This window comes from Bacillus infantis (assembly GCF_020171945.1).
In the GTDB taxonomy this organism is placed as follows: Bacteria; Bacillota; Bacilli; order Bacillales; family Cytobacillaceae; genus Bacillus_AB; species Bacillus_AB infantis_A.
Genome location: NZ_JAIVAP010000010.1, coordinates 1 through 25,364, shown reverse-complemented (window position 1 = coordinate 25,364; position 25,364 = coordinate 1). Strand labels below are relative to the sequence as shown.

Genomic DNA, 25,364 nt, shown 5'->3' with positions numbered 1-25,364 from the left:
CTGTCACCTCGTCTCTTCTTTGCGCTCCTTCGCGCGGAGCTGGCCGCATGCTGCATCGATATCATGGCCCTGCTCTCGGCGGATGGTCACGTTCACACCTCTGTTCTTCAGCGCTTTTTCAAAAGCAAAGATCTGATCCTTAGGTGTTCTTACATAATCCCTTTCAGGCACATAATTGACAGGGATCAGGTTCACGTGGCATTTCAGCCCTTTTATCAATGATGCAAGCTCCTCAGCATGCTCCACCTGGTCATTCACGCTTCCGAACAAGCCATATTCAAAGCTTACCCGCCTGCCCGTTTTATCAACATAATAGCGGATGGCTTCCATCAGGTCCGGCAGTTTATATGCCCTGTTAATCGGCATCAGCCTGCTGCGGATTTCCGTATTTGGCGCATGCAGGGAAACTGCGAAGTTAATCTGCATGTTTTCATCTGCAAATTTGTAGATTTTCGGAATGATCCCGCTTGTTGAAACCGTAATATGGCGCGCCCCGATATTGAGCCCGTCATCATGGTTGATAATTCTAAGGAAAGACATCATATGATCATAATTGTCAAATGGCTCGCCGATGCCCATGATGACAACAGAGCTGACCCTTTCATCAGTTTCATCAAGTGCCTGTTGTACTTTTACGACCTGGGCAACGATTTCTCCTGCTTCTAAATTGCGTTTTAATCCCCCGAGTGTGGAGGCGCAGAATGTACAGCCTATCCGGCAGCCCACCTGGGTTGTCACACAGACGGAATTTCCGTATTCATGGCGCATCAAGACGGTTTCGATGGAATAGCCGTCATGAAGCTCGAACAGAAACTTGATTGTTCCATCCGAAGAGGTCTGCTGGATGAGTGTTTTTAATGTCGTCAAGGTAAAAGTTTCATTCAGTTTATCTCTCAAAGCTTTTGAAAGGTTTGTCATATCGTCGAATGAGGCCACCCTTTTCTGGTAAAGCCATTCGAATATCTGCGCGGCACGGAATGCCTTCTCGTTATTATCCTTGAGCCAATCCTTCAGCTCATCGAGCTGCAATGAATAGATGGATGGTTTTTGCTCGGCTGTCTGCTTCTTCTCTGCTGTTTTAACGTTTTCCACTATTGCACCTTCTTTCTCAGGCTGGCTATATAAAAGCCGTCCGACCCCAGGTCCTGGGGCAATATTTGTAGTTCAAAGTCTTTTGCCAATGCTCTCACTGCTTCAGGCAGCCTCTCCGCTAAGGAATGGTCGCCGGAGAATTCTGGGTGTGAATCAAGGAATTGACTCACAGTGTTTTCGTTTTCCTCCCGATCCACTGTACATGTGCTGTAGACAAGGGTTCCCCCGTCTTTCAGCAAAGGGGCGACTGCTTCCAGCAATTTGAGCTGCACCTTCTGCAGGTGCATGATATCTTCTTCTTTTTTAGTGTATTTCATATCAGGCTTGCGCCTCATAACACCAAGCCCTGAACATGGGGCGTCAAGCAGGATGCGGTCGAAAGAACCCGCATCGAAGTGCTCCTGTACAGTCCTGCTGTCCATCGCCTTTGTTTCAATATTTGACAGCCCCAATCTTCTGGCATTGTCAGCAATAAGCTTAACCTTATGTTCATGCAAATCAAGTGAAATGACTTGTCCTGTATTTTCAAGTTTTTCGGCAATATGGGTTGTTTTCCCGCCCGGAGCGGCACAGGCATCAAGGATATTATTGTCCTTTTCTGCTCCCAGGGCATATGCTGCAAGCATAGAACTTTCATCCTGGATGCTCAGATAGCCTTCCTTGAAAGCGCGTGAATGGGCAAGATTTCCTTTTCTGCTTTTGACCGCCTCAGGGATGACAGGGCTGGCTTCAACCTGGTAGCCTTCTTCTTCCAGCATTGCAAGGCATTCATCCATGCTCACCTTCATCAGATTGACCCTTCCTGTCTGCAGGGGAGCTGTCAGATTCAGCTCGCACATTTCTTTTGCACGATCAAATCCAAGCTGATCGACCCACCTTTTGACAAGCCAGAGCGGGTGGCTCGTTTCCACGGCCAGCCTTTCCGCCCTGTCCTTTATGCCTTCAAGGCTGCGGGCGCCCTGCCTTTGCAGGCTCCGCAGCACGCCATTGACCATGCCGGAAATTCCTTTATGCCCTTTGCGCTTGGCGATCTCCACCGCCTCATAGATGGCTGCCCGGTCAGGGATTTTATCCAGATAGATCATCTGGTAAAAAGTGATCCTGAGCAGCTGCCTTACCCAGCTTTCAAGTTTCTTCGGATTCTTAAGGAATGGCTCCATCTGATAATCAAGGGTCATTTTCCTTTGCAGCGTACCGTAGACAAGCTCAGTCAGGAGCCCGGTATCTTTGCTGCTGATATCATTTTTTTTGATGCTGCTGTTCAGAAGGAGATTGCTGTATGACTGGTTTTTTTCAATAGCTTCCAGCAGCTCTACCGCTGCCTCGCGCACATTTTTATTCGCCATGCTGTTCTCCCAGCACAGTGCCGATGCTCATGGAAGAGCCCGCACCGCGGAGAAATTGTTCTCCGGACATTTTTTTCTTTCCAGCCGGCTGCAGCTCGGTAATCTTAATGCCGGTCATATTCCCGGCTGCCGCGATAAAGCCGTCTTTTTCAATCCCGACAACCGTTCCGGGAAGGGCTTTTTCCTTAAGGCTGACTTTTTCAGAGCTCCACAGTTTCAGCACTGACCCGCCAAGGGTGGTAAAAGCTACAGGCCAGGGATTCATGCCGCGGATATGGTTATATATTTCTTCACCTGTCCTGGTCCAGTCAACCTGTTCCTGCTCTCTTTTTATATTATAAGCAAATGTCGCCTCTTCATCATTTTGAGGAATCGGTTCAAGCTCGCCCTTGAGCAGCTTTGGAAGCGTTTCTGACAGAAGGGCTGCCCCTGCTTCGCTCAGCTTATCAAAGAGAGAGCCTGCCGTATCGTTCTCCTCGATGACAACCTCTGCCTGTGTCAAAATATCGCCTGCATCCAGCTTTTCAGCCATATACATAATGGTGATGCCCGTCTTTTCTTTTCCCTGGATAATTGAATAATGGATCGGTGCGCCGCCCCGAAGCTCAGGGAGCAGGGAAGCATGGACATTGATGCAGCCGTATTTAGGGTACTCCAGCAGCTCCTTCGGCAAAATCTGGCCAAATGCCGCTGTAACGATCAGGTCAGGCTCAAGGGCCAGGATCTTGTCCAGCTCTTCCTTCACCCGGATCTTTTCCGGCTGGTAGACAGGGATCCCCTGCTTTACAGCCTCTGCCTTGACAGGAGTAGGGGTCAGGATTCTTTTCCTGCCGACCGGCCTGTCCGGCTGCGTCACTGCTGCAATCACATTATAGCCTTCCGATATTAATTGCTTTAAGATAGGAACCGAGAAATCCGGCGTTCCCATAAATACGATTTTTGTCATTCGCTTTCCAACCCTTCCAACTCTTCTTCTTCCAGGTATCTGTTAACCTTTGATGTAAACAGGACACCGTCCAGATGATCGATTTCATGCTGGATCGCCCTTGCCAGAAAATCATCTGCCTCCAGCGTGAAGCTTTTTCCTTTTCTGTCCTGGGCTTTTATTTTAACAGTGAATGGTCTTGTCACTTCTCCATACAGTCCGGGGAAGCTCAGACATCCTTCCGGGCCTGTTTGTTCTCCGCCCGTTTCAATAATCTCCGGATTGATGAGCTCAATCGTGCCATTTTCGTCATCAATGTCGACGACAGCGATTCTTTTCTTGATGCCTATCTGAGGTGCTGCAAGGCCGACACCGTCAAACTCTATCATCGTATCATACATATCATTCAAAAGCTTCACAAGCTTCTTATCGAATTCTGAAACCGTCTCGCACGGCTCTTCAAGTATTTCTGCTGGATAAGTAACTATTTTTCTAACGGCCAATTTCTTGCCTCCAATGTCTTTTTCTCTATTTTCAACCAAATTCCCTAAACTCATAACCATTATTCCACCGCTACATCATGATATAGGGATTCAGATCAACCGATATCTGCAGGCCTGCGGATATCTCCTGCTGATAATGGTCGAGAACCGATTTTAACACTTTTTCCAATCCTGGTTCCCGTTTGTATTTTATCAGACATTGATAGCGATATCTATTATTGATCCGTGGAATCGGCGATGCAACGGGGCCGAGGATGTTAGCTTCCGGGCTCAGCCTTGCCGCAGCAAACTGCGTTATTTTCTCTGTCACCGAAACTGCCTTCATTAAATCTTCATGGCTGACAGTGATGAGCGATATATAATAGAAGGGAGGATATTGATGCATCTTCCTGACCATCATTTCCGTCCGGTAGAAGCTTTCAAAATCCTGCTCACCGGCAAGCTCGATGCTGTAATGCTCAGGGGTGTAGGTCTGTATGACCACTTCTCCCTCCAATTCATGGCGCCCTGCCCTTCCGCTGACCTGTGTCAGAAGCTGGAACGTTTTTTCAGACGCCCGGAAATCGGGGAGATGCAGCATTGTGTCTGCTGACAGCACACCTACAAGCGTGATATTCGGAAAGTCCAGGCCCTTGGCGATCATCTGGGTTCCAAGGAGGATATCTGCATGCCCCTCCTGGAATTCGTTCAGGAGCCTTTCATGTGAGCCTTTTCGGCTCGTTGTATCTACATCCATCCTGACGACCCTGGCTTCAGGCAGGATTTTCCCAAGCTCTTCTTCCACTTTCTGCGTCCCTGTCCCAAAATAGCGGATATGTTCGCTTCCGCATTCCGGACATACAGGGGGAACATGGTCTTCATGGCCGCAGTAATGGCATTTCATCTGCTGGCTGTATTGGTGGTAGGTGAGGGAGATATCGCAATTGGGGCAATTGACGACATATCCGCAGTCCCTGCACATGACAAAAGAGGAATGTCCCCTTTTATTGAGGAAAAGTACCGTCTGCTCTTTCTTTTCCAGCCTGTCCTTTAATTTATCAAGAAGCTGGCGGGAGAACATGGAGCGGTTTCCTTCCCTTAATTCCTCACGCATATCTACGATTTCAACCTTTGGAAGAGGCTGGCTGTTCATTCTTTTGGTGAGCTCCAGCTTTTCATAGACACCCTTCTGTGCCCTTGCAAAGGTTTCAAGCGAAGGGGTCGCGCTTCCGAGGACGACAGGGCAGCTGTGGTATTTTGCCCTTTCAATCGCAGCGTCCCTTGCATGGTATCTGGGGTTCTCTTCCTGTTTATAGCTGTTTTCATGCTCTTCATCAATGATGATGATCCCAAGGTTCTCAAAGGGGGCAAAAACGGCTGACCTGGCACCGACAACGACCTTTACTTCCTTGCGCTGAATTTTTCTCCACTCATCATATTTTTCGCCTGCAGAAAGCCCGCTGTGGAGTACGGCAACCTGATTCCCGAACCTGCCCTTAAACCTGGTCACCATTTGCGGTGTCAGGGAAATTTCAGGTACCAGCACAATCGCTTCCCGTCCCTGCTCAAGTACGCGCTGAATGGACTGAAGGTAAACCTCGGTTTTCCCGCTGCCTGTTACTCCGTACAGCAGAAAGACATGGTGCTCATTTTCATTGATGGACGAAAGGATCGGCCTGATGGCCGCATCCTGCTCAGCGGTCAGTGTAAGGGGAGATGTTGCCTCAAAGCTCCGGTCTTCATATGGATCCCGGTAGACTTCCATTTCTTTTTCAGCAAGTATGCCCTTTTGTACAAGCCCTTTGATGGTAGAGGCGGAAACACCCAGAGCGGGGAGGAGCCCGCGCAATTCAACAGGTCCATTGTTATCTATAAAATAATCGATAACCTCTTTCTGCCTGGAAGCCTGGACTGGCAGATCCTCTTTGAAGCTGATCAGCTTTTCCGGAGCAGCCGGTATGATATGCTTCAGCTTCTTCTTCCTTACCTTTGCCTTCACTTCATAGATGACCTCCAGGTTCCCCTTATCCGCTTCCTTCTGCAAAAGCGGCAGGAGCCCCTCTTTGGAAGCATCTTCCCAGGGCACCTCTTCCCGGCTCCCAAAAGCCTGCTGCACAGTCTCCGGCAAAGAACCTATTTCCAAGCCGCCTGCTGGCCTTATCTTTTTCGTATATTTCGCCTTAAGTGCTGCAGGAAGCATCGCCTGGAAGGCGGATATTTTATAGCTGAGTGTATGGGTGGTCAGCCAATTGCCAAGAGAAAGAAGCTCTGCATTCAGAACAGGCGTCAGGTCCATCGGCTCAATGAGCTCCTTCAGCTTGCCGAAATCAGAGCTGTCCTTTAAGCCAATGACAAATCCCTGTATTTTTCTCGGTCCAAAAGGTACTATCACACGCATCCCCGGCTTAATCGCCCCGATAAGGCTGTCAGGAATTTTATAATCAAAGGCCCTGTCCGTCTGCTTGGCCGGCACATCGACTATAACACTCGCAACATTCATCGGTCCTCATCCTTTAGGAGAGCTGAGGCTTCTTCCAGAATTTTTGCAGCCGCTTCGTGCTTGCTCATGAGGGGCAGCGCTATTTCCCCGCCATCTTTTTTAAATATGGTGACAATATTCGTATCTGTGCCGAATCCTGCGCCTTCAGATTTTACGTTATTGGCAACGATCATATCAGCATTCTTTTTGGCCAGTTTTTTTCTGGCATATTCTTCAACATGGTCCGTTTCAGCAGCAAATCCAATGAGAATCTGCTGTTTTTTTCTGCGGCCAAGGTCCAGCAGGATGTCCTTAGTCCTCTCAAGCTCAAGAACCTGGTCGCCATCCTGCTTCTTCACCTTGCTTTCACGCACCACTTTAGGGCGGTAGTCAGAAACTGCCGCCGTTTTAATGACAATATCGGCTCCATCAAATACACGATCAACAGCCTGATACATTTCTTCTGCACTTTCCACATCAATGACAGCGGCTCCGGCAGGCTTCGCCAGCGAAGTCGGCCCTGTAATCAGCGTAACCTCAGCACCGGCCTTCAAGGCTTCTTCTGCCAATGCATAGCCCATCTTTCCAGAAGAATGGTTGGTGATATAGCGGACAGGATCGATTTTTTCCCTTGTCGGCCCTGCTGTCACCACGACTTTTTTTCCTGAAAGGCTTCTGCTGTTCCTGAAAAATCCTTCTATATTGCTGACGATCTTTTCCGGCTCTTCAAGGCGGCCTTTCCCGACATATCCGCAAGCCAGATAGCCTTCACCCGGTTCAATGAACCGGCAGCCGTATTCATAAAGCAGCTTGATATTTTTCTGTACTGCCGGATGATCATACATATGCACATTCATTGCCGGGGCGATCCAAACAGGCGCAGTCGCAGCCAGGAGCGTTGTTGTGATCATATTATCCGCAATCCCATTAGCCAGCTTGCCGATTACATTGGCAGTCGCCGGTGCAACCAGAATTAGGTCAGCCCAATCAGCCAGGTCAATATGGGCAATCACCCTGGAGTCTTTTTCATCAAAAGTATCTATATATACGTCATGGCGGGAAAGCGCCTGAAAGGTCAGCGGCGCCACAAATTTCACTGCAGACTCACTCATCATGACCTTAACCTCCGCACCGGCCTGAGTCAGCTTGCTCGTCAGTGCTGCCGCCTTGTATACAGCAATCCCGCCTGTAACACACAAGAGAATTCTTTTTCCATTCAGCATAAACCAAACCCCCATCCAAACCCAATATTCTAAACTCCATTATGCTTCAAACGAACATATATTTCATCTATTTTATCCTGAAATGCGGAAGCGGCTTGCTCAGAGCCGACAAGTAAGACGCGGCAGAATAAAAGGCGTCCTTTGCCTTTAATTCTGCCGTGGCTTATGACTCGAGGCTCTAGCCGCTGGAGCTGGACAAATCGAAATGCGGAAGGCGCTTGTTCAGCCCCGACAAGCATAAGACGAGCAGGACGGAAGGTCGTTCTTTGACCTTCTGGCCTGATTGGCTTATGACTCGAGGGGCTAGCGCCTAGAGCTGGACAAATCGAAATGTGGAAGCGGCTTGCTCAGAGCCGACAAGCATAAGACGCGGCAGAATAAAAGGCGTTCTTTGCCTTTAATTCTGCCGTGGCTTATGACTCGAGGCTCTAGCCGCTGGAGCTGGACAAATCGAAATGCGGAAGCGGCTTGCCCAATAAAGGCGCAGGCTAAGAACGCCGCGTCCAGTGGCAACGCCTGCATGACCAGTGTCCAAGCAGCAAAAAAAATAACAACCCCGCATGCCAGGTTGTTATTTTAACGTTTATTCCAGCTCTTCACCCTGTGGAACTTCTCCTAGTCTGTAGTGAAGCTCGTCGGCATGAATTTCTTCAAGCGCCTTGCCGACATTTTTATGTGACACATATTTGTCAAGCTGAGGCTTCGCATCAATCTGAAGCTTGCGGGCACGTTTTGCCGCCACAGATACAAGGGAATATTTAGAGTCAATTTTAGTCATTAAAGAGTCAATAGAAGGATATAGCATATGTTCATTCAACCTCCAGCATTTTTTTATAGCGCGGCTCGACCCGTTCCCTGCGGCAATGTTCAGCCACAACAATGGATTTGATCCTTTCGCTTGCCAGTTCCACCTGGTCATTCTCAACTACATAATCATACAGGTTCATCATTTCAATTTCTTCTTTGGCTGCTGTCAGACGATTTTTGATAACATCCTCTGTCTCAGTTCCCCTTGTTGTTATCCGGTTTTTCAGCTCTGTAAGGCTTGGCGGCATAAGGAAAATGAACAGGCCGTCAGGGAATTTTTCACGGACCTGCCGTGCGCCCTGGACTTCGATCTCAAGGAACACATCTCTTCCTTTATCCAGCGTTTCCCTTACATAATCAACAGGAGTTCCGTAATAGTTGCCGACGAACTCGGCATATTCCAGGAGCTTCTCCTGTTTGATCAGCTCTTCAAACTCTTCCCTTTTTGAAAAAAAGTAATCGACTCCATGGACTTCGCCATCACGCGGAAGCCTGGTAGTCATAGAAATCGAATACTCAAAAGAAGTATCCGGCTGTGAAAAAATCTGTTTTCGTACAGTTCCTTTACCTACCCCTGAAGGACCAGAAAGAACGATTAGTAAACCCTTTTCCTGCATTTATCAGATCCTACCCTTCATCAATAATTTCATCACGGTCATTTAATCGGTGGGCGACCGTCTCCGGCTGGACAGCCGACAAAATAACATGGTCGCTGTCCATCACAATGACAGCCCTTGTCCGCCTGCCATATGTCGCATCTATGAGAGAGCCCCGGTCACGGGCATCCTGGATAATTCTCTTGATCGGTGCTGATTCAGGGCTTACGATCGAAATAATCCGGTTTGCTGACACGATATTGCCAAACCCGATATTAATCAGTTTAATCGGCATGGTGGTCCTCCAATCGTCAGTTACTTATTTTGGCCGTTATTGAAGTCTTTTAAACGTTTATTCTATATTCTGGACCTGCTCTTTCATCTTTTCCAGAAGGCTTTTTATCTCAACCACTTCTCTGGCAATCGAGGAATCATTGGCCTTAGATCCAATAGTATTGGCTTCCCTGTTCATTTCCTGGAGAAGGAAGTCCAGCTTCCTGCCGACAGGCTCATCCAGCAAAAGAGTGCTTCCAAACTGGCCGATATGGCTTTCGAGCCTCGTTATTTCCTCATTGATATCGGCTTTATCAGAGAACACAGCCACTTCGGCCAAGATGCGGTTTTGATCAATCTGCTCGCCAAGGAACTCAGTCATTTTCTTCTCAAGCCGGTCGCCATATTGCTTGATAACCAGCGGCGCAAGGTTCTTAAGCTGCGCAAGGCAGGCCTGCAGCTTATCCAGCTGGATCCGGATATCTTTTTCCAGCTCTGCTCCTTCAGCTTTCCGCATGGAAGTCAGCCGCTCTGCAGCTTCCTCGACCGCTTCGATGACCATAGCTTCAAGCTTTCCATCCGCGGCATCCTCTTCCTGGATGGATAGCATATCCTCCCGGCTGGCCAGATCTGTGATGGACGGACCATCGCTCAGATGATATCTTTCTTTAATCTGCATTATGTATTGATAATATTCATCCAGGAGGTCCCAGTCAACATTAACTTTCCTGCTGACGGCCCCTTCTCCTTCAATGCCGGCAAATAATTCGACTCTGCCCCGCTTAATCCTTGAGGCTAGAACCTTCTTGATTTTATCCTCAAGTCTGATCATTTGCCTCGGTATCCGGAGCTGGTGCTCGGAAAACCGGTGGTTCACTGTTTTCAGTTCGATAGTGACCGAAAGGCCATCTGTGCTTTTATTGCTCCGGCCGTAGCCGGTCATACTTGAAACCACAAAATCACATCCATTCTTTTTTCGGGGCCACCCCCGGCAGACAGCAACTTTCTTCCCTGTCCCCAAAAGCTGGAGCTGCTATGAGGCTTTCAGATCTTGCTCAAAATTTATGTATGCTGAGCAGCAAGCTAAGCTTGCCGGCGTTTCAAGACAAAAGAAAAGGTAATAGAGGCTTCTCTACTACCTTTAGGATTATACCATAATTTATTTTGTTTTTCTTAATAAAAACGTTCCGGCAAGCAAAAAAGTTGGAACGGAAGCAAGCGCTGTGATCATAATCCAGTCTCCAGGCTGTATAGCCATCGTGTGGAAAATCGGCTGCAGCGGCGGGTAGTAGATAACGATAATCATCAGCAGAAGCGAAGAAATTACGGCCCAAACCAGATATTTATTGCCGAACGGATTCCTGGCCAGAACTGATTTCTCGCTCCGGCAGTCGAAAACATGGATGAGCTGTGCAAGGACGAGGGTGGCAAATGCCACTGTCTGGGCATATCCGAGCTGATCCGGATTGTTCTTATATGCGAGCATGAATGCTGCAAGTGTTACAATCCCTATCAGGAAGCCCCTGGAGACCACCTTCCAGCCGAGCCCCCTTGCAAAAACGCCTTCCTTCGGGCTGCGCGGCTTCCTTTTCATCACATCATCCTCCGGCTGGTCAAGTCCGAGGGCCATTGCCGGGAGCCCGTCTGTAACAAGATTGACCCAGAGAATCTGGATAGGAACAAGCGGCAGCGGCAAGGCAAGAAGCATTGCAAAGAGCATCACCAGTATTTCACCCACGTTAGAGGCAAGGAGATATCTGATGAACTTGCGGATATTTTCATAGATATTCCGCCCTTCCTTGATTGCTGCCTTAATCGTGGCGAAGTTATCGTCCAGGAGGACAAGGGCCGAGGCTTCCTTCGCCACATCTGTTCCTGTAATGCCCATGGCCACTCCGATATCTGCCGCTTTGATGGCAGGCGCATCATTGACCCCATCGCCTGTCATTGCAACGATATGACCTTTATTTTGCAGGGCTTTGACTATTTTAAGCTTATGCTCTGGCGACACCCTTGCAAAAACGGAAACCTCATCAACCACATCCTCGAGCTGCCCTACGGACATTTCAGAGAGCGCCTTGCCGTCCAGAACCTTGCTGCTGCCTGTCAGGATGCCCAGCTGTTTGGCAATCGCCTTGGCAGTGATCACATGGTCGCCCGTAATCATCACCGTTTTAATGCCTGCTTCCCTGCACTCCTTCACCGCTGTCCTCACTTCGGGGCGGGGAGGATCGATCATGCCCTGGAGGCCGATCAGTGTCAGGTTTTTTTCTGCTTCTTTTTCATCCAGGACCACCTGGTTTGCCGGAAGCTCCTTAAATCCGATGGCAATAGTCCTCAGCGCCTGGGAAGCCAGTCCGTCGATCGCCTCCTGCACCACTTTTTTCATTTCGCCTGTCATCAGCTGGCGCTTATCATTCCAGAGGATAGAATCGCTGATGCCGGCCAGAACATCCGGGGCACCCTTTGTCACAATGAACTGCCTGCCGTTCCTGTCTTTAACGATGATGCTCATCATTTTCCTGGCCGAATCAAAAGGAAACTCATTGAGGACCTGGTACTGGTCCATCAGGCTTTCCCTCCTGTAGCCAGCCTTCATAGCAGCTACGAGGAGAGCTCCTTCTGTAGGGTCTCCATCGATGCTGTATTCCCCTTTTTTCTCTGCAAGCTCCGCATGATTGCAAAGCAGCCCGAACATCAGCATCTGCTGGAGCGACTTCTGGGCCTTCACATCCACCCGCTTATCATCACAATAAAAGTTTCCTGAAGGCTCATAGCCGATTCCGTCCACCGTCCACTGTTTCCCTCCGCTCCAAAGATGGGTGACCGTCATTTGGTTCTGCGTCATCGTTCCAGTTTTATCGGAGCAGATGACAGAAGCGCATCCCAGCGTTTCTACAGCAGGAAGTTTCCTCACAATGGCATTTTTCTTGATCATCCGCTGGACGCCAAGCGATAAGGCAACCGTTACAATGGCAGGCAGTCCCTCAGGAATGGCTGCGACCGCAAGTGAAACGCCTGCGAGGAACATCGTGTACAGTTCGTGGCCCTGTATGACGCCGACCAGGACGACCAGGACTGTCAGTAGGAGAGCGGCAGTAATCAGAATTTTACCAAGCTGCTCCAGCCTGCGCTGAAGGGGCGTTTCCATCGTTTCGGCATTCTGAAGCAAATCGGCTATCTGGCCCATCGCTGTCTTCATGCCAGTAGCGACGACCACTCCAACACCGCTGCCCCTGGTAATCATCGTGCCCATAAAAGCCATATTTTCCATATCGCCAAGCCCCGGGTTATCGGCCTTTAAAGAGGCAGTTGTCTTTTGGACAGGAACCGACTCACCCGTCAAAGCCGACTCTTCAATTTCAAGGCTTTTGGATTCAATCAGCCTGATGTCTGCACCAATCCGGTCGCCGCTCGAAAACTTCAGCAGGTCACCTGGCACTACCTCCTTGGAGGGTACCCTGACCCACTTGCCGCCGCGGAGAACCTGTACCTGCGGTGCGGACAATTCCTTTAAAGCAGAAAGTGATTTCTCTGCTTTCCTTTCCTGGAAAAAGCCCAGCAAACCATTAATGATGACAATTGCAATAATGGCAATCGCATCAATATATTCTCCCAACAGCCCTGAAACAAGAGTGGCCGCAAGCAGGACCAGCACCATGAAATCTTTGAACTGGCTGAAAAACAGCAGCAGGGCCGACTGCTTTTCCCCTTCTGCCAGTTCATTGAAGCCATGCTGATTCCTCCGTTTTTTCACATCTTCATCGGTCAGCCCAGCCGAAAAATTCGTATTTAATGCTTCTTCCACTTCTCTTTCATTCATCTCATGGAACTTCATCCGGCCATCACTCTTCCTCCTTTAAAATTCTATGGGAGCCTGCCTCCTTGAAGCAGGCCATGACAGAAATCCTGCTCGATCTGAATGAATTCCCCCGTCTTCCAGCCCTGCGGCAGTTACTGGCGCAAAGCTGTCCCACTCCGCTCTAAGAAATCTTATTCAGACCTGTCCAAAAAAATGCCAGAAGCCAGGGGAAGAATGAGCAATCTTGCGGGATTTTTGATAAAATAAGATATTAGAAACAAAAAAGCGCTGCATCAAACTGGCGCTGAAAATACTTACCCGGATTGGGACCATTCCCAGCCGGACAAAAGAAAAGGATGTTCCTTATGTCATTTGATGGATTGTTTACAAGAGCCATGGCACATGAGCTCTCAGATACATTGCAGGGCGGGCGGATCAATAAAATCCACCAGCCGTTCAAAAACGAAATTGTACTCGTCATCAGGGCGAATGGAAAAAACCATAAGCTGCTGCTCTCCGCCCATCCAAGCTATGCGCGGGCCCAGCTTACAAATGAGGCTTACGACAACCCGAGTGAGCCCCCTATGTTCTGCATGCTGCTCCGCAAGCATCTGGAAGGCTACATACTCGAGGATATCCGCCAGGCAGGCCTGGACAGAATTCTCATCCTTGATGTAAAAGGGCGGAATGAGATCGGCGATATCTCATACAAACAGCTGATTGTGGAAATCATGGGGCGCCACAGCAATATCGTACTTGTAGATAAAGGCCGCAATATGATCCTTGACAGCATCAAGCATGTTTCATATGCACTGAACAGCCACAGGGCCATACTGCCGGGCCAGGAGTATGTAAGCCCGCCGGAGCAGAATAAAATCAATCCGCTGGAGCTCGGGGAAGAAGATATACTCAGAAGGCTTGATTTTAATGCCGGGAAAATGGATAAGCAGCTTGTTGAACAATTTGCGGGTATTTCTCCTCTTTTTGCGAAAGAAGCTGTCAAGCGTGCAGGGATGAGCAACCGGAATACAATCCCAAAGGCATTTATGGAATTGCTCGGCCCAATCAAAGATCATGAATATACACCAGCCATTACGGCAGGGCAAAAAGAAAACTTCTATCTGTTCCCCCTGGAGCACACAGGCGGCGAGAGCAGGACTTTCGAGACCTTGAGCGGGATGCTGGACCGGTTTTATTTCGGTAAAGCCGAAAGGGACCGCGTCAAGCAGCAGGGAAATGACCTTGAGCGCTTCATTATTAATGAAAAAGAGAAAAACGAGAAAAAGATTGAGAAGCTTGAAAAAACGCTGGAGGAAGCCAGGAACGCCGATCAGTACCAGCTGTCCGGGGAACTGCTCACAGCCAATCTGTATGCAGCTGAAAAAGGCATGAAGGAAATCGAGGTCATCAACTATTATGATGAAAACGGCGCGACGATTGTCATCCCGCTCAATCCGCAAAAAACCCCTTCAGAGAATGCGCAGAAATTTTTCACAAGATATCAGAAAGCTAAAACAGCCGCAGGCATCGTAAAAGAGCAGATCGATAAAGCGAAGGAAGAGGCCGCATACTTCGAATCGCTCATGCAGCAGGTTGAAGCAGCATCCACTAAGGATATCGAAGAAATACGAGAAGAGCTGGCAGAGGGCGGATATATACGCATCCGCCAGAAAAAACAGAACAAAAAAACAGCCAATGCAAAGCCTGTCCTGGACAGATATACCGCAACGGACGGCACAGAAATTTATGTCGGAAAGAATAACAAGCAAAATGACTATCTGACCAATAAGCTTGCTGCCAGAGATGAAATCTGGCTTCATACAAAGGATATTCCAGGCTCCCATGTCGTCATCAGGGATAAAACTCCTTCCGATGAAACGATACTTGAAGCCGCAAAGCTGGCTGCCTATTTCAGCAAGGCCCGCAGCTCTGGCTCGGTGCCGGTTGACTATACCCAGGTGCGCCATGTCAAAAAGCCAAGCGGTGCAAAGCCCGGATTTGTCATCTACGACAATCAGCAGACAGTATATGTAACACCTGACGAGGAAACTGTTTTGGCTCTAAAGAAAATGCAGTAAAGCTGGCAAAATGAAAAGGAAGCAGAGTCCTAAGATTCTGCTTCCTTTTTATTATTTCCTGACCGCACCCCATTCGGCTGGATTCTCTCTCCATTCCGAAAGGGCAGAGATTTCGCCGGATGTGATATAGCCTTTCTCCCTTGCTGTCTCCGCAAGCTCTGTAAAAGTTGCCAGGGAATACGACTTTATCCCTGCTTCAGCAAGCTTCTGATCACCCTGCTTCAGTTCATATGTAAAGATAGATACAGCCCCAAGCACTTCACAGCCTGCTTCACGAAGAGCTTCAACAGCTGTGATGACGCTGCCTCCAGTTGAAATAAGATCTTCAACAACAACCACTTTCTGCCCTTTTTCCGCCTTTCCTTCAATTTGCTTTCCTTTTCCATGCTCCTTCGCTTTTGAACGCACATAGCACATCGGCAGCTCCAGCAAATCGCTTGCCCAGGCAGCATGAGGGATGCCTGCTGTCGCGGTTCCGGCTATAATCTCAGCTTCCGGAAAATGCTTTTCTATAAGCACTTTGAGCCCTTCAGCAATCTCCCTGCGCACCTCAGGATATGACATCGTCAGGCGGTTATCGCAGTAGATGGGCGAAAGCAGGCCCGATGACCAGGTAAAAGGCTCGGAAGGCTGCAGAGCAACCGCTCCTATTTCCAGCAGTCTTTCAGCAATTGTTTTTTTCATGACAAAACGCCCTCCCATTGATTTTTAAATGACAGATAAGCTTCATACGGATCAGCTGCTCTTGTGATGGAACGGCCTACCACAATGGCCGAGACTCCTTCCTGCCTTGCAAATACCGGTGTGCTGATCCTCTTTTGATCCCCTGCCGACTCTTCTGCCAGACGGATGCCGGGCGTCACTGTCAGGAACTCTTCTCCAAAACGGCTGTTCAGGAGCTTTGCTTCATGCGGGGAGCAGACGACGCCATCAAGCCCGGACTGTCTGGCAAGCCCAGCATAATGAATAACAGAATCATTGAGGGGAACCGGGATCAGCTGCTCTGCCCGCATCTGTTTCTCTGAAGTGCTGGTTAGCTGTGTCACCGCTATGCAAAGCGGCCTTTTTTTGCCGGCTGCTGTCCCTTCTTCAAGCCCTTCAAGAGCGGCTTTCATCATTTCGCTGCCGCCGGCTGCATGAACATTGACCAGGTCGCAGCCAAGGCCGGCAATCCTGCGCATGGCGCTGCCGACTGTATTAGGAATATCATGGAGCTTCAAATCCAGGAACACTTCATGCCCTTCCGCCTTCAGTTCCCGGACCATATCAGGTCCCTCCTGGTAAAAAAGCTCCATGCCCACTTTTACATATAATTTTTCTTCCGGAAATTTACCGATGAACGATCGAACTTCTTCCTTTCCGGCAAAATCAAGCGCGATGATAAGCGGATTTTTCATGCTTGCCCCAGCTCCTTCCCGTACATTCGCTAATATGCTCGAAACCAAGCTTCTCCAGCAGTCCTGGAAGCTCATCTATAATGTTTGGACAGACAAAAGGATCGACGAAATTGGCCGTTCCGACCGCAACAGCTGAAGCTCCTGCATAAAAGAACTCGATCACATCCTCCGCTGTTTCCACTCCGCCCATTCCGATGATGGGCAGATCCACCTGCTGGCTCACTTCATAGATCATCCTTAACGCCACAGGCTTTATTGATGGCCCAGAAAGGCCTCCCGTCCGGTTGGCAAGGATAGGGCGGCCAGTGTTCAGATCCATCCTCATGCCAAGAAGCGTATTGATCATGGTAAGACCATCTGCACCGCCTTCTTCAACGGCTTTAGCCATCTCTGTAATATTTGTGACATTAGGGGACAGTTTTACATACACAGGTACAGAAGAAACAGCTTTCACTTTCTTTGTCAGGTTCTTTGCAACTTCCGGGATGGTCCCGAAAGCAATGCCCCCCGTCTTGACATTCGGACACGAGATATTAAGCTCCAAAGCCTTAACGTTTGACGCTTTTGACAGCTCACTGGCCACTTCTATATAATCTTCTTCCGTGCTGCCTGCTATATTGGCGATAATCGGAACATCATATTGCTCCAGTCTTGGAAGCTCCTCCATAAGCACATTATCAAGCCCCGGGTTTTGAAGGCCGATTGCATTCAGCATCCCGGCAGGTGTTTCCGCGACCCTCGGAGTCGGATTCCCGAATCTCGGCTCAAGAGTGGTTGCTTTGATCATAATGGCTCCCAGCAGGCTTAAATCATACAACCCGCTGTATTCCTTACCGAATCCAAAGCAGCCGGAAGCGGGCATTACCGGATTCTTAAGGGTTAATCCCGGCAAGTCAACATTCAGCATACTCATAGCACAACCTCCCCTGCCCTGAATACAGGCCCGTCTGTGCAGACTTTTTTATAGCTGCAGCCTTCGGGATCGTCAGCCGTATGGCAGACACAGGCAAAGCATGCCCCAAGGCCGCAGCCCATCCGCTCTTCCAGCGATAAAAAGACCTTTTTGTCCTGATAGGCATGTTCCAGCGCCTTCAGCATTGGTGTCGGCCCGCAGGCATACAGCACATCAAATTCCAATTCTTCCCGAACAATGACGTCGGTCACAAATCCCCTTGATCCGTATGTTCCATCCGCGGTTGCAATAAACGTTTGTCCCAGCACTGAAAATTCCTTTTCATAAAACACTTGTTCAGCCGATTGAAATCCAAGCACATGTACCGCCTTGACGCCCCGCGCCTTCAGCCTTTGCGACAACTCATATAAGGGCGGCACACCAATCCCCCCGCCTGCAAGGAGGGCTGTCTGGCCAGTGCGGGCTTCCTCATCAGGAAAGCCATTGCCCAGCGGACCAAGGACATCGACCTTTTCGCCTGTCTGCTTTGAAGCCAGCAGAATAGTGCCCCTGCCTTCTGCCCTGTATATCATTGTAAAGGTCTGGCTGCTTTTATTGATTTCTGCAATTGAAATCGGCCTTCTTAAAAGCGGATCATATCCGTTTGATACCTTTAGATGGACGAACTGGCCAGCAGTCTCCATCTCATTGACAAGCTCACCTTTTAAGGTGAGCTCATAAATATCTTTGCTGATTTCTTTATGTGAAACAATCGTGCAGAGTTCCTTTCTGATCATAGAAGGACCGCCTTCTTCTCATGGCTGCCTGGCATCATCGCCTCTGCTGAGAAGTTCATTGATTCAATTACCTGGAGAATCGCTTCAGCCGTATCCAGGGATGTCAGGCATGCGATGCCGTTTTCTACTGATTCCCTGCGGATCCGGAAGCCGTCGCGCGCCGGCTGCTTTCCTTTTGTCAGCGTATTGATGACCAGCTGTGCCTCTCCATTGCGGATGACATCCAGCAGGTCAGGGCCTTCTGCCCCGATTTTGTCGACAACTTTCACTGGAATGCCTGCAGCAGAGAAATACCCTGCTGTACCGCTTGTCGCCATTACCTGATAGCCGATTTCGGCAAACCTCCTGGCAAGTGCCAGCGCTTCTTCTTTATCTTTATCGGCCACTGTCATCAGGACATTTCCGTACCCGCTGATTTTCATCCCTGATGCGACAAGACCTTTATATAAAGCTTTTTCAAGGGTATGATCTTTCCCCATAACTTCGCCTGTCGACTTCATCTCAGGGCCGAGCGTGATGTCTACCCGCCTCAGCTTTGCAAAGGAGAACACCGGCACCTTTACATATACGCCCTGCTTTTCCGGTACAAGACCTGACTCATACCCCTGGCTTTCAAGCGACTGGCCAAGGATTACCTTTGTTGCTATATTAGCCATCGGGACATTGGTGATTTTAGACAGGAATGGAACTGTCCGGCTGGACCGCGGATTCACTTCCAGGACAAACACCTCTCCCTTTGCCACCACATACTGGATATTCAGGAGACCGATGATGCCGAGGCCCTTTGCCAGCTTTTCTGTATATTCGGCCAGTTTGGCTTTCACTTCATCTGTCAGATTTTGAGGCGGGTATACGGCGATGCTGTCGCCCGAGTGGACGCCTGCCCGCTCGATATGCTCCATGATGCCCGGGATGACGACTCTTTCCCCGTCAGAGATCGCATCAACTTCAATTTCCTTGCCTGTCAGGTAGCGGTCGATCAGGACAGGATGATCCGGATTCACTCTGACCGCATTTCTCATATAATGAAGCAGTTCTTCTTCTTTATAGACAATCTCCATCGCCCTGCCTCCCAGGACATACGAAGGGCGGACTAGGACAGGATAGCCGATTTCAGCAGCAATCACGGCCGCATCTTCTGCAGAGAAAGCTGTCTTCCCCTGCGGCTGGGGAATCCCCAGGTCTGTCAGCGCCATTTCAAATTTGTCCCTGTCCTCAGCACGGTCAAGGTTTTCAAGTGATGTCCCGAGGATTTTCACCCCGCGCTTCACAAGCTCTGCTGCAAGATTGATCGCTGTCTGGCCCCCGAATTGGACAACTGCCCCCTCTGGTTTTTCCAGATCAATGATATGCATAACATCCTCAATCGTCAGGGGTTCAAAATAAAGTTTGTCAGAGATACTGAAGTCTGTAGAAACGGTTTCCGGGTTATTATTGATGATGATTGCTTCATAGCCTGCTTCTTTAATTGCCCATACAGAGTGCACGGTTGCATAGTCGAACTCTATTCCCTGCCCGATGCGGATGGGTCCGGACCCGAGCACGACAATGCTTTTCCTGTCTGTAACGATAGACTCGTTTTCTTCTTCATAGGTTCCGTAATAATAAGGTGTTTCTGATTCGAACTCAGCTGCACAAGTATCGACCATCTTATATACCGGTACGATGCCATTTTCCTTCCGCCAGCTGTAGACCTCCTGCTCTGAGGCATCCCAAAGCCCGGCAATCACCAGGTCAGAAAAGCCCATTTCCTTTGCTTTTTTCGCGGTCTCCAGATCAAACCGTTTGTCAGAGAGAATCTGTTCAAAGGAAACGATTTTGTTCATTTTATAAAGGAAGAATAAGTCGATCTGGCTCCACTCATGGATGGTTTCGATCGTTACTCCCCGCCGCAGAGCTTCAGAGATATAGAACAGCCTCTCATCGCCTGCTTTGCGGATCCGCTTTTCCATAAGAGCATCATCGATTTCCTCAGGATTATTCAAAGCAAAATGGTATACATTGGCTTCCAGCGACCTGATGGCCTTAAGCAGTGACTCTTCAAATGTCCGCCCGATGGCCATTACTTCACCGGTTGCTTTCATCTGCGTGCCGAGCGAGCGATTGGCTGACTCAAATTTATCAAAAGGCCAGCGCGGGATCTTTGTGACAATATAATCAAGGGCAGGCTCAAAGCACGCATACGTTTTTCCGGTGACCGGGTTCATCATTTCATCAAGCGTCAGGCCAACGGCAATCTTCGCAGCCAGCTTGGCAATCGGATAGCCTGTTGCCTTGGAAGCCAGCGCAGAAGAGCGGCTCACACGAGGATTCACTTCAATAATATAGTAGTCAAAACTGTATGGATCCAGTGCAAGCTGAACATTGCAGCCTCCCTCGATTTCAAGGGCGCGGATGATTTTCAGCGATACATTGCGGAGCAGCTGGTATTCACGGTCGCTTAAGGTCTGGCTCGGGGCGACAACGATGGAATCCCCTGTATGGACGCCTACCGGATCGATGTTTTCCATATTGCAGACAACGATTGCATTATCGTTGGAATCTCTCATAACCTCGTATTCTATTTCCTTGAAGCCGGCAATGCTCTTCTCCAGAAGGCACTGGGTGACAGGGCTGTTTTTCAGGCCGCTCGCCGTAGTTTCCAGCAGCTCTTCTTCATCGTGGCAGATGCCTCCGCCTGTTCCGCCAAGTGTAAAAGCAGGGCGGACGATCACCGGATAGCCGATCTGCCCGGCAAATTCAAGGGCTTCATCAATGCTATGGATGATTTCACTTTCAGGGACCGGCTCGCCCAATTCATTCATTAAATTCCGGAACAAATCGCGGTCTTCCGCTTTTTCAATGGCTGACAGCTTTGTGCCGAGCACTTCCACACCGCACTCTTCAAGCACGCCTGCTTTAGACAGCTCGACTGCCAGGTTCAAGCCGGTCTGCCCTCCCAGGGTTGGAACGATCGCATCAGGGCGCTCTTTGCGGATGATCCTGCTGACAAACTCAAGCGTCAGGGGTTCAATATAGACTGCATCGGCTATCTCAGTATCTGTCATGATGGTAGCCGGATTCGAGTTGACAAGGATGACCCTATATCCTTCTTCTTTCAGCGCTATGCAGGCCTGTGTCCCGGCATAGTCGAATTCCGCCGCCTGCCCGATGACAATGGGCCCCGACCCGATTACTAGAATGCTTTTTATATCTGTACGCTTTGGCATGCTGCAGCACCTTCCCGTTTCTCAGATTCGATCATTTGCAGAAATTGTTCAAAGAGATTATTGGCATCCTCAGGCCCTGGAGAGGCTTCAGGATGATACTGGACCGTGAATGCCGGCACATATTTATGCTTCAGCCCTTCAACTGTTCCGTCATTAAGCGCGATATGCGTCACTTCAAGTGGTGTTCCCGCAATGGACTCTTCATTGACTGAGTATCCGTGGTTTTGTGAAGTCAGCGCCACTTTCCCGGTTTTAAGTTCTTTTACAGGATGATTGGACCCTCTGTGGCCGAACTTCAGTTTCTCTGTATCAGCGCCGCAAGCAAGGGCAAACAGCTGGTGGCCGAGGCAGATTCCAAACAATGGGACCTTCCCGAGCAGCCCCTGGATCATCGGGATGGCTTCCTTTACATCTTTCGGGTCCCCAGGCCCATTTGAGAGCATAACCCCGTCAGGGCTCAGGCTGAGGATCTCCTCGCTTGTTGTGTGGTATGGCACAACGATCACATCACAGCCGCGCCTGTTCAGCTCCCTGAGAATTCCATGCTTCATCCCATAATCCACAAGCACGACCCTGCGGCCGCGGCCCGGGGAAGGGTAGGCTGTCTTCGTTGATACCCTTTTCACCTGGTCGCGGGGAAGGACAGCATATCTCAGCTTTTCAATCACTTCGGAAGGATCCTGTTCAATCGGGCATATGCTCCCTTTTAAAGTCCCGTGCTTCCGGATGATTCTTGTCAGTTTCCTTGTGTCGATCCCTGCTATTCCAGGAATGCCTTTCGCTTCAAGATAATCTCCTAAAGAGTGCTCGTTCCTCCAGTTAGAAGGAAATTCAGCGGCTTCTTTGACTATGAATCCGTGAATCGCCGGCAGAATGCTTTCAAAATCATCCCTGTTGATGCCATAATTCCCGATCAAGGGGTAAGTCAGCACCACGATCTGGCTGCAGTATGAAGGGTCAGAGAGGATTTCCTGATATCCTGTCATACCTGTATTGAATACCACCTCGCCAAAAGCGGCTGAATCGCTCCCGAATCCATCTCCGATAAAAATGGTTCCATCTTCCAAGATCAGCTGTTTCTTCATGCGTTGACACTCTCCTTCGCCCATACCGTTCTTCCGCCGGCTATTGTCAGAACCGGCCATCCTTTGCAGCTCCAGCCTGAAAACGGGGTATTTTTTCCTTTTGATAAAAATTCCTGCGGATCGATGTTCTGCTCAAGATCCAGATTAACCAGCACCAGGTCGGCAAAAGAACCTTCTTCCAGTTTTCCGTATGGCAGGCCGAAAGCTTCCGAAGGCTTGATTGTCATAAAATCGGCCAGCTGTTTTAAAGTGAGGATTCCTTTCAGCACCAGGTGTGTGTAGAGAAGAGGAAAGGCAGTTTCAAGCCCGGTGATCCCAAATGGGGCCAGCTCCATTCCTTCGCCTTTTTCTTCCGCAGTATGCGGGGCGTGATCGGTTGCTATAAAATCGATCGTACCGTCCAAAAGTCCCGCTATCAGTGCATCACGGTCACTGGCGCTCCTCAGCGGCGGGTTCATCTTAAAGTTTGGATCAAGTCCAGGGATATCGTCTTCGCATAATAGTAGATGGTGAGGAGTTACCTCAGCAGTTACCTTAATCCCTGCCCTTTTGCTGTCCCTGACAACCCTGACAGATTCTTTAGTAGAGATGTGGCATACATGATAGTGGCAGCCAGCCGCTTCAGCCAGCAGCACATCTCTTGCAATATGTACAGATTCGCATACAGATGGGATCCCATTGATTGCATGCTTTCTTGAAAACTCCCCTTCATGGACAGAGCCTTTATTGATTAGTGTATTTTCTTCGCAGTGCGCAACAACAGGCATGCCAACGGCCGCAGCCTCTTTCATTGCAGAAAGCATCATCCCGGCAGACTGCACTCCCACGCCGTCATCAGTAAAAGCAAAGGCGCCGGCCTGCTTCAGACCTTCAAAATCGGTCAGCTCACTGCCAAGCTGCCTGACCGTGATCGAGGCATAAGGAAGGACTCTTACATGAGCCGTTTCCGCAATCCTGTTGTTCAGCCATTCCATCTGCTCCACCGTGTCAGGCACCGGCCTTGTATTCGGCATTGGGGCGATGGTTGTAAAGCCTCCGCGTGCTGCAGCCCTGGTACCCGTTTCGATCGTTTCTTTTTTTTCTCCCCCCGGTTCCCTCAGGTGTACATGGAGGTCAACGAAGCCCGGGACTGCCAGCAGCCCGCCTGCATCTATCACTTCAGCATCCGGACTGGAGATTCCAGCTCCGACCTTTGCGATTTTTCCTTCCTCGATCAGGATATCCTTTTGTACCAGCTCTCCGTTTTCAGTAAGCAATCTGCCATTTTTGATCAGCTTCTTCATGTTTACCGCTCCCCTCTTTATGTTCAAGTGCCCTTTTCAGAACTGCCATGCGGACAAATACACCATTTTCCATCTGTTTAAAAATCCTTGACCTGCTGCATTCCACCAGGCTGTCTGCTATCTCGACCCCTCTATTGACCGGGGCGGGATGCATGATGATGCTTCCCTGCTTCATCCGCTTTTCCCGGTCTTCTGTGAGACCGTAGTTTTCGTGGTACTCTGCAGCTGACTGCACGGTGCCTTCCTGATGCCGCTCATGCTGTATCCTTAGCAGCATGACCACATCCGCAGTTGCAGCCGCTTCATCGATTTCTTCAAAGCTTCCAGAATGGCTGAAGGAAGGATCAAACCATTCCTCGGGCCCCGAAAATACAACTTCTGCCCCCAGCCTTGCCAGTGCTTCAGCATTGGACCTTGCCACCCTGCTGTGAAGGATGTCTCCGATGATGGCCACCTTCAAGCCTTCAAAGCGGCCGAACTCCTGCCGGATCGTCAGCAGATCCAGCAGTGACTGGGTTGGATGGTGGCCGCAGCCGTCACCTGCATTCAGGACCGGGATGCCTATCCTGCCGGAAAGTGCGCTGAAATAATCTTCCTCCTGATGGCGGATGACCACCGCATCGACACCGATGGATTCAAGTGTCCTCACCGTGTCATAAAGCGATTCGCCCTTCTGGACGCTTGAAGTCCCTGCTTCAAAAGGGATCACATCAAGGCCAAGCTTCCTCTCGGCAACTTCGAAGCTGCACTTGGTCCTTGTGCTTGCCTCAAAGAAGAGATTGGCAACGAAGGACTGTGAAGTAGGCCTCCAGACTGCTCCTTCAGCAAACTCCTGGGCCTGTTTCAGAATCTCCCCGATTTCCGTTATGCTCAGCTCATTCATCGTAAGCAGATCTTTCATCTTTGCTTCCCCCTTAACGGAGGCGGGCAAGGCTGTAAAAAAAGCACCCTGAACAAGGTTCAGGGTGCTGAAAAGTCAACATGCCATACTGCACGGGAAAAAGCAGCCGAGCTTCCTCCCGCAGCACATCAACACCCTTGCAAGCCTCTCTGGACTTTTTTAAAAAGTGTCTTATCTATGCAACATTACTTTTTTTTTCGGTTTCCGCTTCAAACATATCTTCTTCAATTTGCGGTTTGCCCGGCAGGATCAGGTTGAGCACTACGCCGCAGATTGCTGCCAGCGCCATGCCTTCCAGATTTAATCCGCCAAGCGTTACATGGGCTCCGCCAATCCCAATGACCAGGATGACAGATGAGATGACCAGATTGCGTTTGTCCCCAAAGTCCACCTTGCTGTCAACCAGCATTCTCAGACCTGATGATGCGATGATGCCGAACAGCAGGATGGAAACCCCTCCCATCACCGGTGTCGGGATGGAAGCGATCAGCGCAGTGATTTTTCCGATGAAGCCGAACACAGTTGCAACTACAGCGGCACCTGCCAGCACATATACACTGTACACTCTGGTGATCGCAAGGACGCCGATATTTTCACCGTAAGTCGTCTTAGGAGGTCCGCCGATCAGCGCGGATATGATGGTGGCCATACCGTCTCCGAGAATCGACCTGTGCAGTCCTGGGTTTTTAACATAATC

Annotated in this window: 21 protein-coding genes; 1 reads left to right on the top strand and 20 read right to left on the bottom strand. The window is 49.6% G+C overall.

Annotated elements, in window-relative coordinates:
- Window positions 1-3 precede the first annotated feature (3 nt).
- From rlmN to LCM00_RS14440, 11 genes are all read right to left on the bottom strand, one after another.
- Complete coding sequence (gene rlmN, locus LCM00_RS14490) at window positions 4-1,095, bottom strand: 23S rRNA (adenine(2503)-C(2))-methyltransferase RlmN (protein WP_224903611.1); 1,092 nt, start codon at window positions 1,093-1,095, stop codon at window positions 4-6.
- The gene (gene rsmB, locus LCM00_RS14485; protein WP_224903330.1) at window positions 1,092-2,438 is read right to left on the bottom strand and encodes a 16S rRNA (cytosine(967)-C(5))-methyltransferase RsmB; all 1,347 of its coding nucleotides are present in this window, start codon (window positions 2,436-2,438) and stop codon (window positions 1,092-1,094) included. Before rsmB ends, rlmN begins: the two co-directional genes overlap by 4 nt.
- Window positions 2,428-3,384 carry a methionyl-tRNA formyltransferase gene (gene fmt, locus LCM00_RS14480; protein WP_224903327.1) on the bottom strand — a complete coding sequence of 319 codons (957 nt, stop codon included), beginning with the start codon at window positions 3,382-3,384 and terminating at the stop codon, window positions 2,428-2,430. The genes rsmB and fmt overlap by 11 nt, the downstream gene beginning before the upstream one ends.
- Window positions 3,381-3,866 carry a peptide deformylase gene (gene def / locus LCM00_RS14475; protein WP_224903324.1) on the bottom strand — a complete coding sequence of 162 codons (486 nt, stop codon included), beginning with the start codon at window positions 3,864-3,866 and terminating at the stop codon, window positions 3,381-3,383. The genes fmt and def overlap by 4 nt, the downstream gene beginning before the upstream one ends.
- Before the next feature lie 70 nt (window positions 3,867-3,936).
- Window positions 3,937-6,345 carry a primosomal protein N' gene (gene priA / locus LCM00_RS14470; RefSeq protein WP_224903322.1) on the bottom strand — a complete coding sequence of 803 codons (2,409 nt, stop codon included), beginning with the start codon at window positions 6,343-6,345 and terminating at the stop codon, window positions 3,937-3,939.
- On the bottom strand, window positions 6,342-7,547 hold the full coding sequence (coaBC, locus tag LCM00_RS14465; protein ID WP_224903319.1) for a bifunctional phosphopantothenoylcysteine decarboxylase/phosphopantothenate--cysteine ligase CoaBC: 1,206 nt from the start codon (window positions 7,545-7,547) through the stop codon (window positions 6,342-6,344). The genes priA and coaBC overlap by 4 nt, the downstream gene beginning before the upstream one ends.
- Window positions 7,548-8,130: 583 nt before the next feature.
- Window positions 8,131-8,352: a DNA-directed RNA polymerase subunit omega gene (rpoZ, locus tag LCM00_RS14460; protein WP_022543704.1), complete on the bottom strand. Its 222-nt coding sequence runs from the start codon at window positions 8,350-8,352 to the stop codon at window positions 8,131-8,133.
- Between the two features lie 4 nt (window positions 8,353-8,356).
- Complete coding sequence (gene gmk / locus LCM00_RS14455) at window positions 8,357-8,971, bottom strand: guanylate kinase (protein WP_009795971.1); 615 nt, start codon at window positions 8,969-8,971, stop codon at window positions 8,357-8,359.
- A 10-nt stretch (window positions 8,972-8,981) separates the two neighbouring features.
- A complete protein-coding gene (gene remA / locus LCM00_RS14450) occupies window positions 8,982-9,245 on the bottom strand; it encodes an extracellular matrix/biofilm regulator RemA (RefSeq protein ID WP_009795972.1) in 264 nt (87 codons plus the stop codon).
- A gap of 57 nt (window positions 9,246-9,302) precedes the next feature.
- Entirely contained in the window at window positions 9,303-10,178 is an 876-nt protein-coding gene (locus LCM00_RS14445) for a YicC/YloC family endoribonuclease (protein ID WP_224903316.1), read from the bottom strand.
- Between the two features lie 204 nt (window positions 10,179-10,382).
- A complete protein-coding gene (locus LCM00_RS14440; protein ID WP_224903313.1) occupies window positions 10,383-13,061 on the bottom strand; it encodes a cation-translocating P-type ATPase in 2,679 nt (892 codons plus the stop codon).
- Window positions 13,062-13,390: 329 nt separating this feature from the next.
- Here LCM00_RS14440 and LCM00_RS14435 point away from each other — a divergent pair, with 329 nt between their 5' ends.
- Window positions 13,391-15,103 (top strand): Rqc2 family fibronectin-binding protein, encoded by a 1,713-nt coding sequence (locus LCM00_RS14435; protein ID WP_224903310.1) that lies wholly within the window; start codon window positions 13,391-13,393, stop codon window positions 15,101-15,103.
- Between the two features lie 51 nt (window positions 15,104-15,154).
- On the opposite strand, the gene pyrE is transcribed toward LCM00_RS14435, so the two are convergent.
- The 9 genes from pyrE to LCM00_RS14390 all read right to left on the bottom strand — a co-directional run.
- Entirely contained in the window at window positions 15,155-15,787 is a 633-nt protein-coding gene (gene pyrE, locus LCM00_RS14430) for an orotate phosphoribosyltransferase (protein WP_224903308.1), read from the bottom strand.
- Window positions 15,784-16,500, bottom strand: coding sequence for an orotidine-5'-phosphate decarboxylase (pyrF, locus tag LCM00_RS14425; protein ID WP_224903306.1), 717 nt, complete (start codon window positions 16,498-16,500; stop codon window positions 15,784-15,786). Before pyrF ends, pyrE begins: the two co-directional genes overlap by 4 nt.
- A complete protein-coding gene (locus tag LCM00_RS14420) occupies window positions 16,472-17,413 on the bottom strand; it encodes a dihydroorotate dehydrogenase (protein ID WP_224903304.1) in 942 nt (313 codons plus the stop codon). Before LCM00_RS14420 ends, pyrF begins: the two co-directional genes overlap by 29 nt.
- Window positions 17,410-18,189: a dihydroorotate dehydrogenase electron transfer subunit gene (locus LCM00_RS14415; RefSeq protein ID WP_224903301.1), complete on the bottom strand. Its 780-nt coding sequence runs from the start codon at window positions 18,187-18,189 to the stop codon at window positions 17,410-17,412. The genes LCM00_RS14420 and LCM00_RS14415 overlap by 4 nt, the downstream gene beginning before the upstream one ends.
- Window positions 18,186-21,398, bottom strand: coding sequence for a carbamoyl-phosphate synthase large subunit (gene carB / locus LCM00_RS14410; RefSeq protein ID WP_224903298.1), 3,213 nt, complete (start codon window positions 21,396-21,398; stop codon window positions 18,186-18,188). Before carB ends, LCM00_RS14415 begins: the two co-directional genes overlap by 4 nt.
- Window positions 21,377-22,483 carry a carbamoyl phosphate synthase small subunit gene (locus tag LCM00_RS14405; protein WP_224903295.1) on the bottom strand — a complete coding sequence of 369 codons (1,107 nt, stop codon included), beginning with the start codon at window positions 22,481-22,483 and terminating at the stop codon, window positions 21,377-21,379. The genes carB and LCM00_RS14405 overlap by 22 nt, the downstream gene beginning before the upstream one ends.
- Complete coding sequence (locus LCM00_RS14400) at window positions 22,480-23,766, bottom strand: dihydroorotase (protein ID WP_224903290.1); 1,287 nt, start codon at window positions 23,764-23,766, stop codon at window positions 22,480-22,482. Before LCM00_RS14400 ends, LCM00_RS14405 begins: the two co-directional genes overlap by 4 nt.
- Window positions 23,729-24,667, bottom strand: coding sequence for an aspartate carbamoyltransferase catalytic subunit (locus tag LCM00_RS14395; RefSeq protein ID WP_224903287.1), 939 nt, complete (start codon window positions 24,665-24,667; stop codon window positions 23,729-23,731). Before LCM00_RS14395 ends, LCM00_RS14400 begins: the two co-directional genes overlap by 38 nt.
- A 175-nt stretch (window positions 24,668-24,842) precedes the next feature.
- A partial coding sequence (locus LCM00_RS14390; protein WP_318247617.1) for a solute carrier family 23 protein occupies window positions 24,843-25,364 on the bottom strand: 522 nt, incomplete at its 5' end.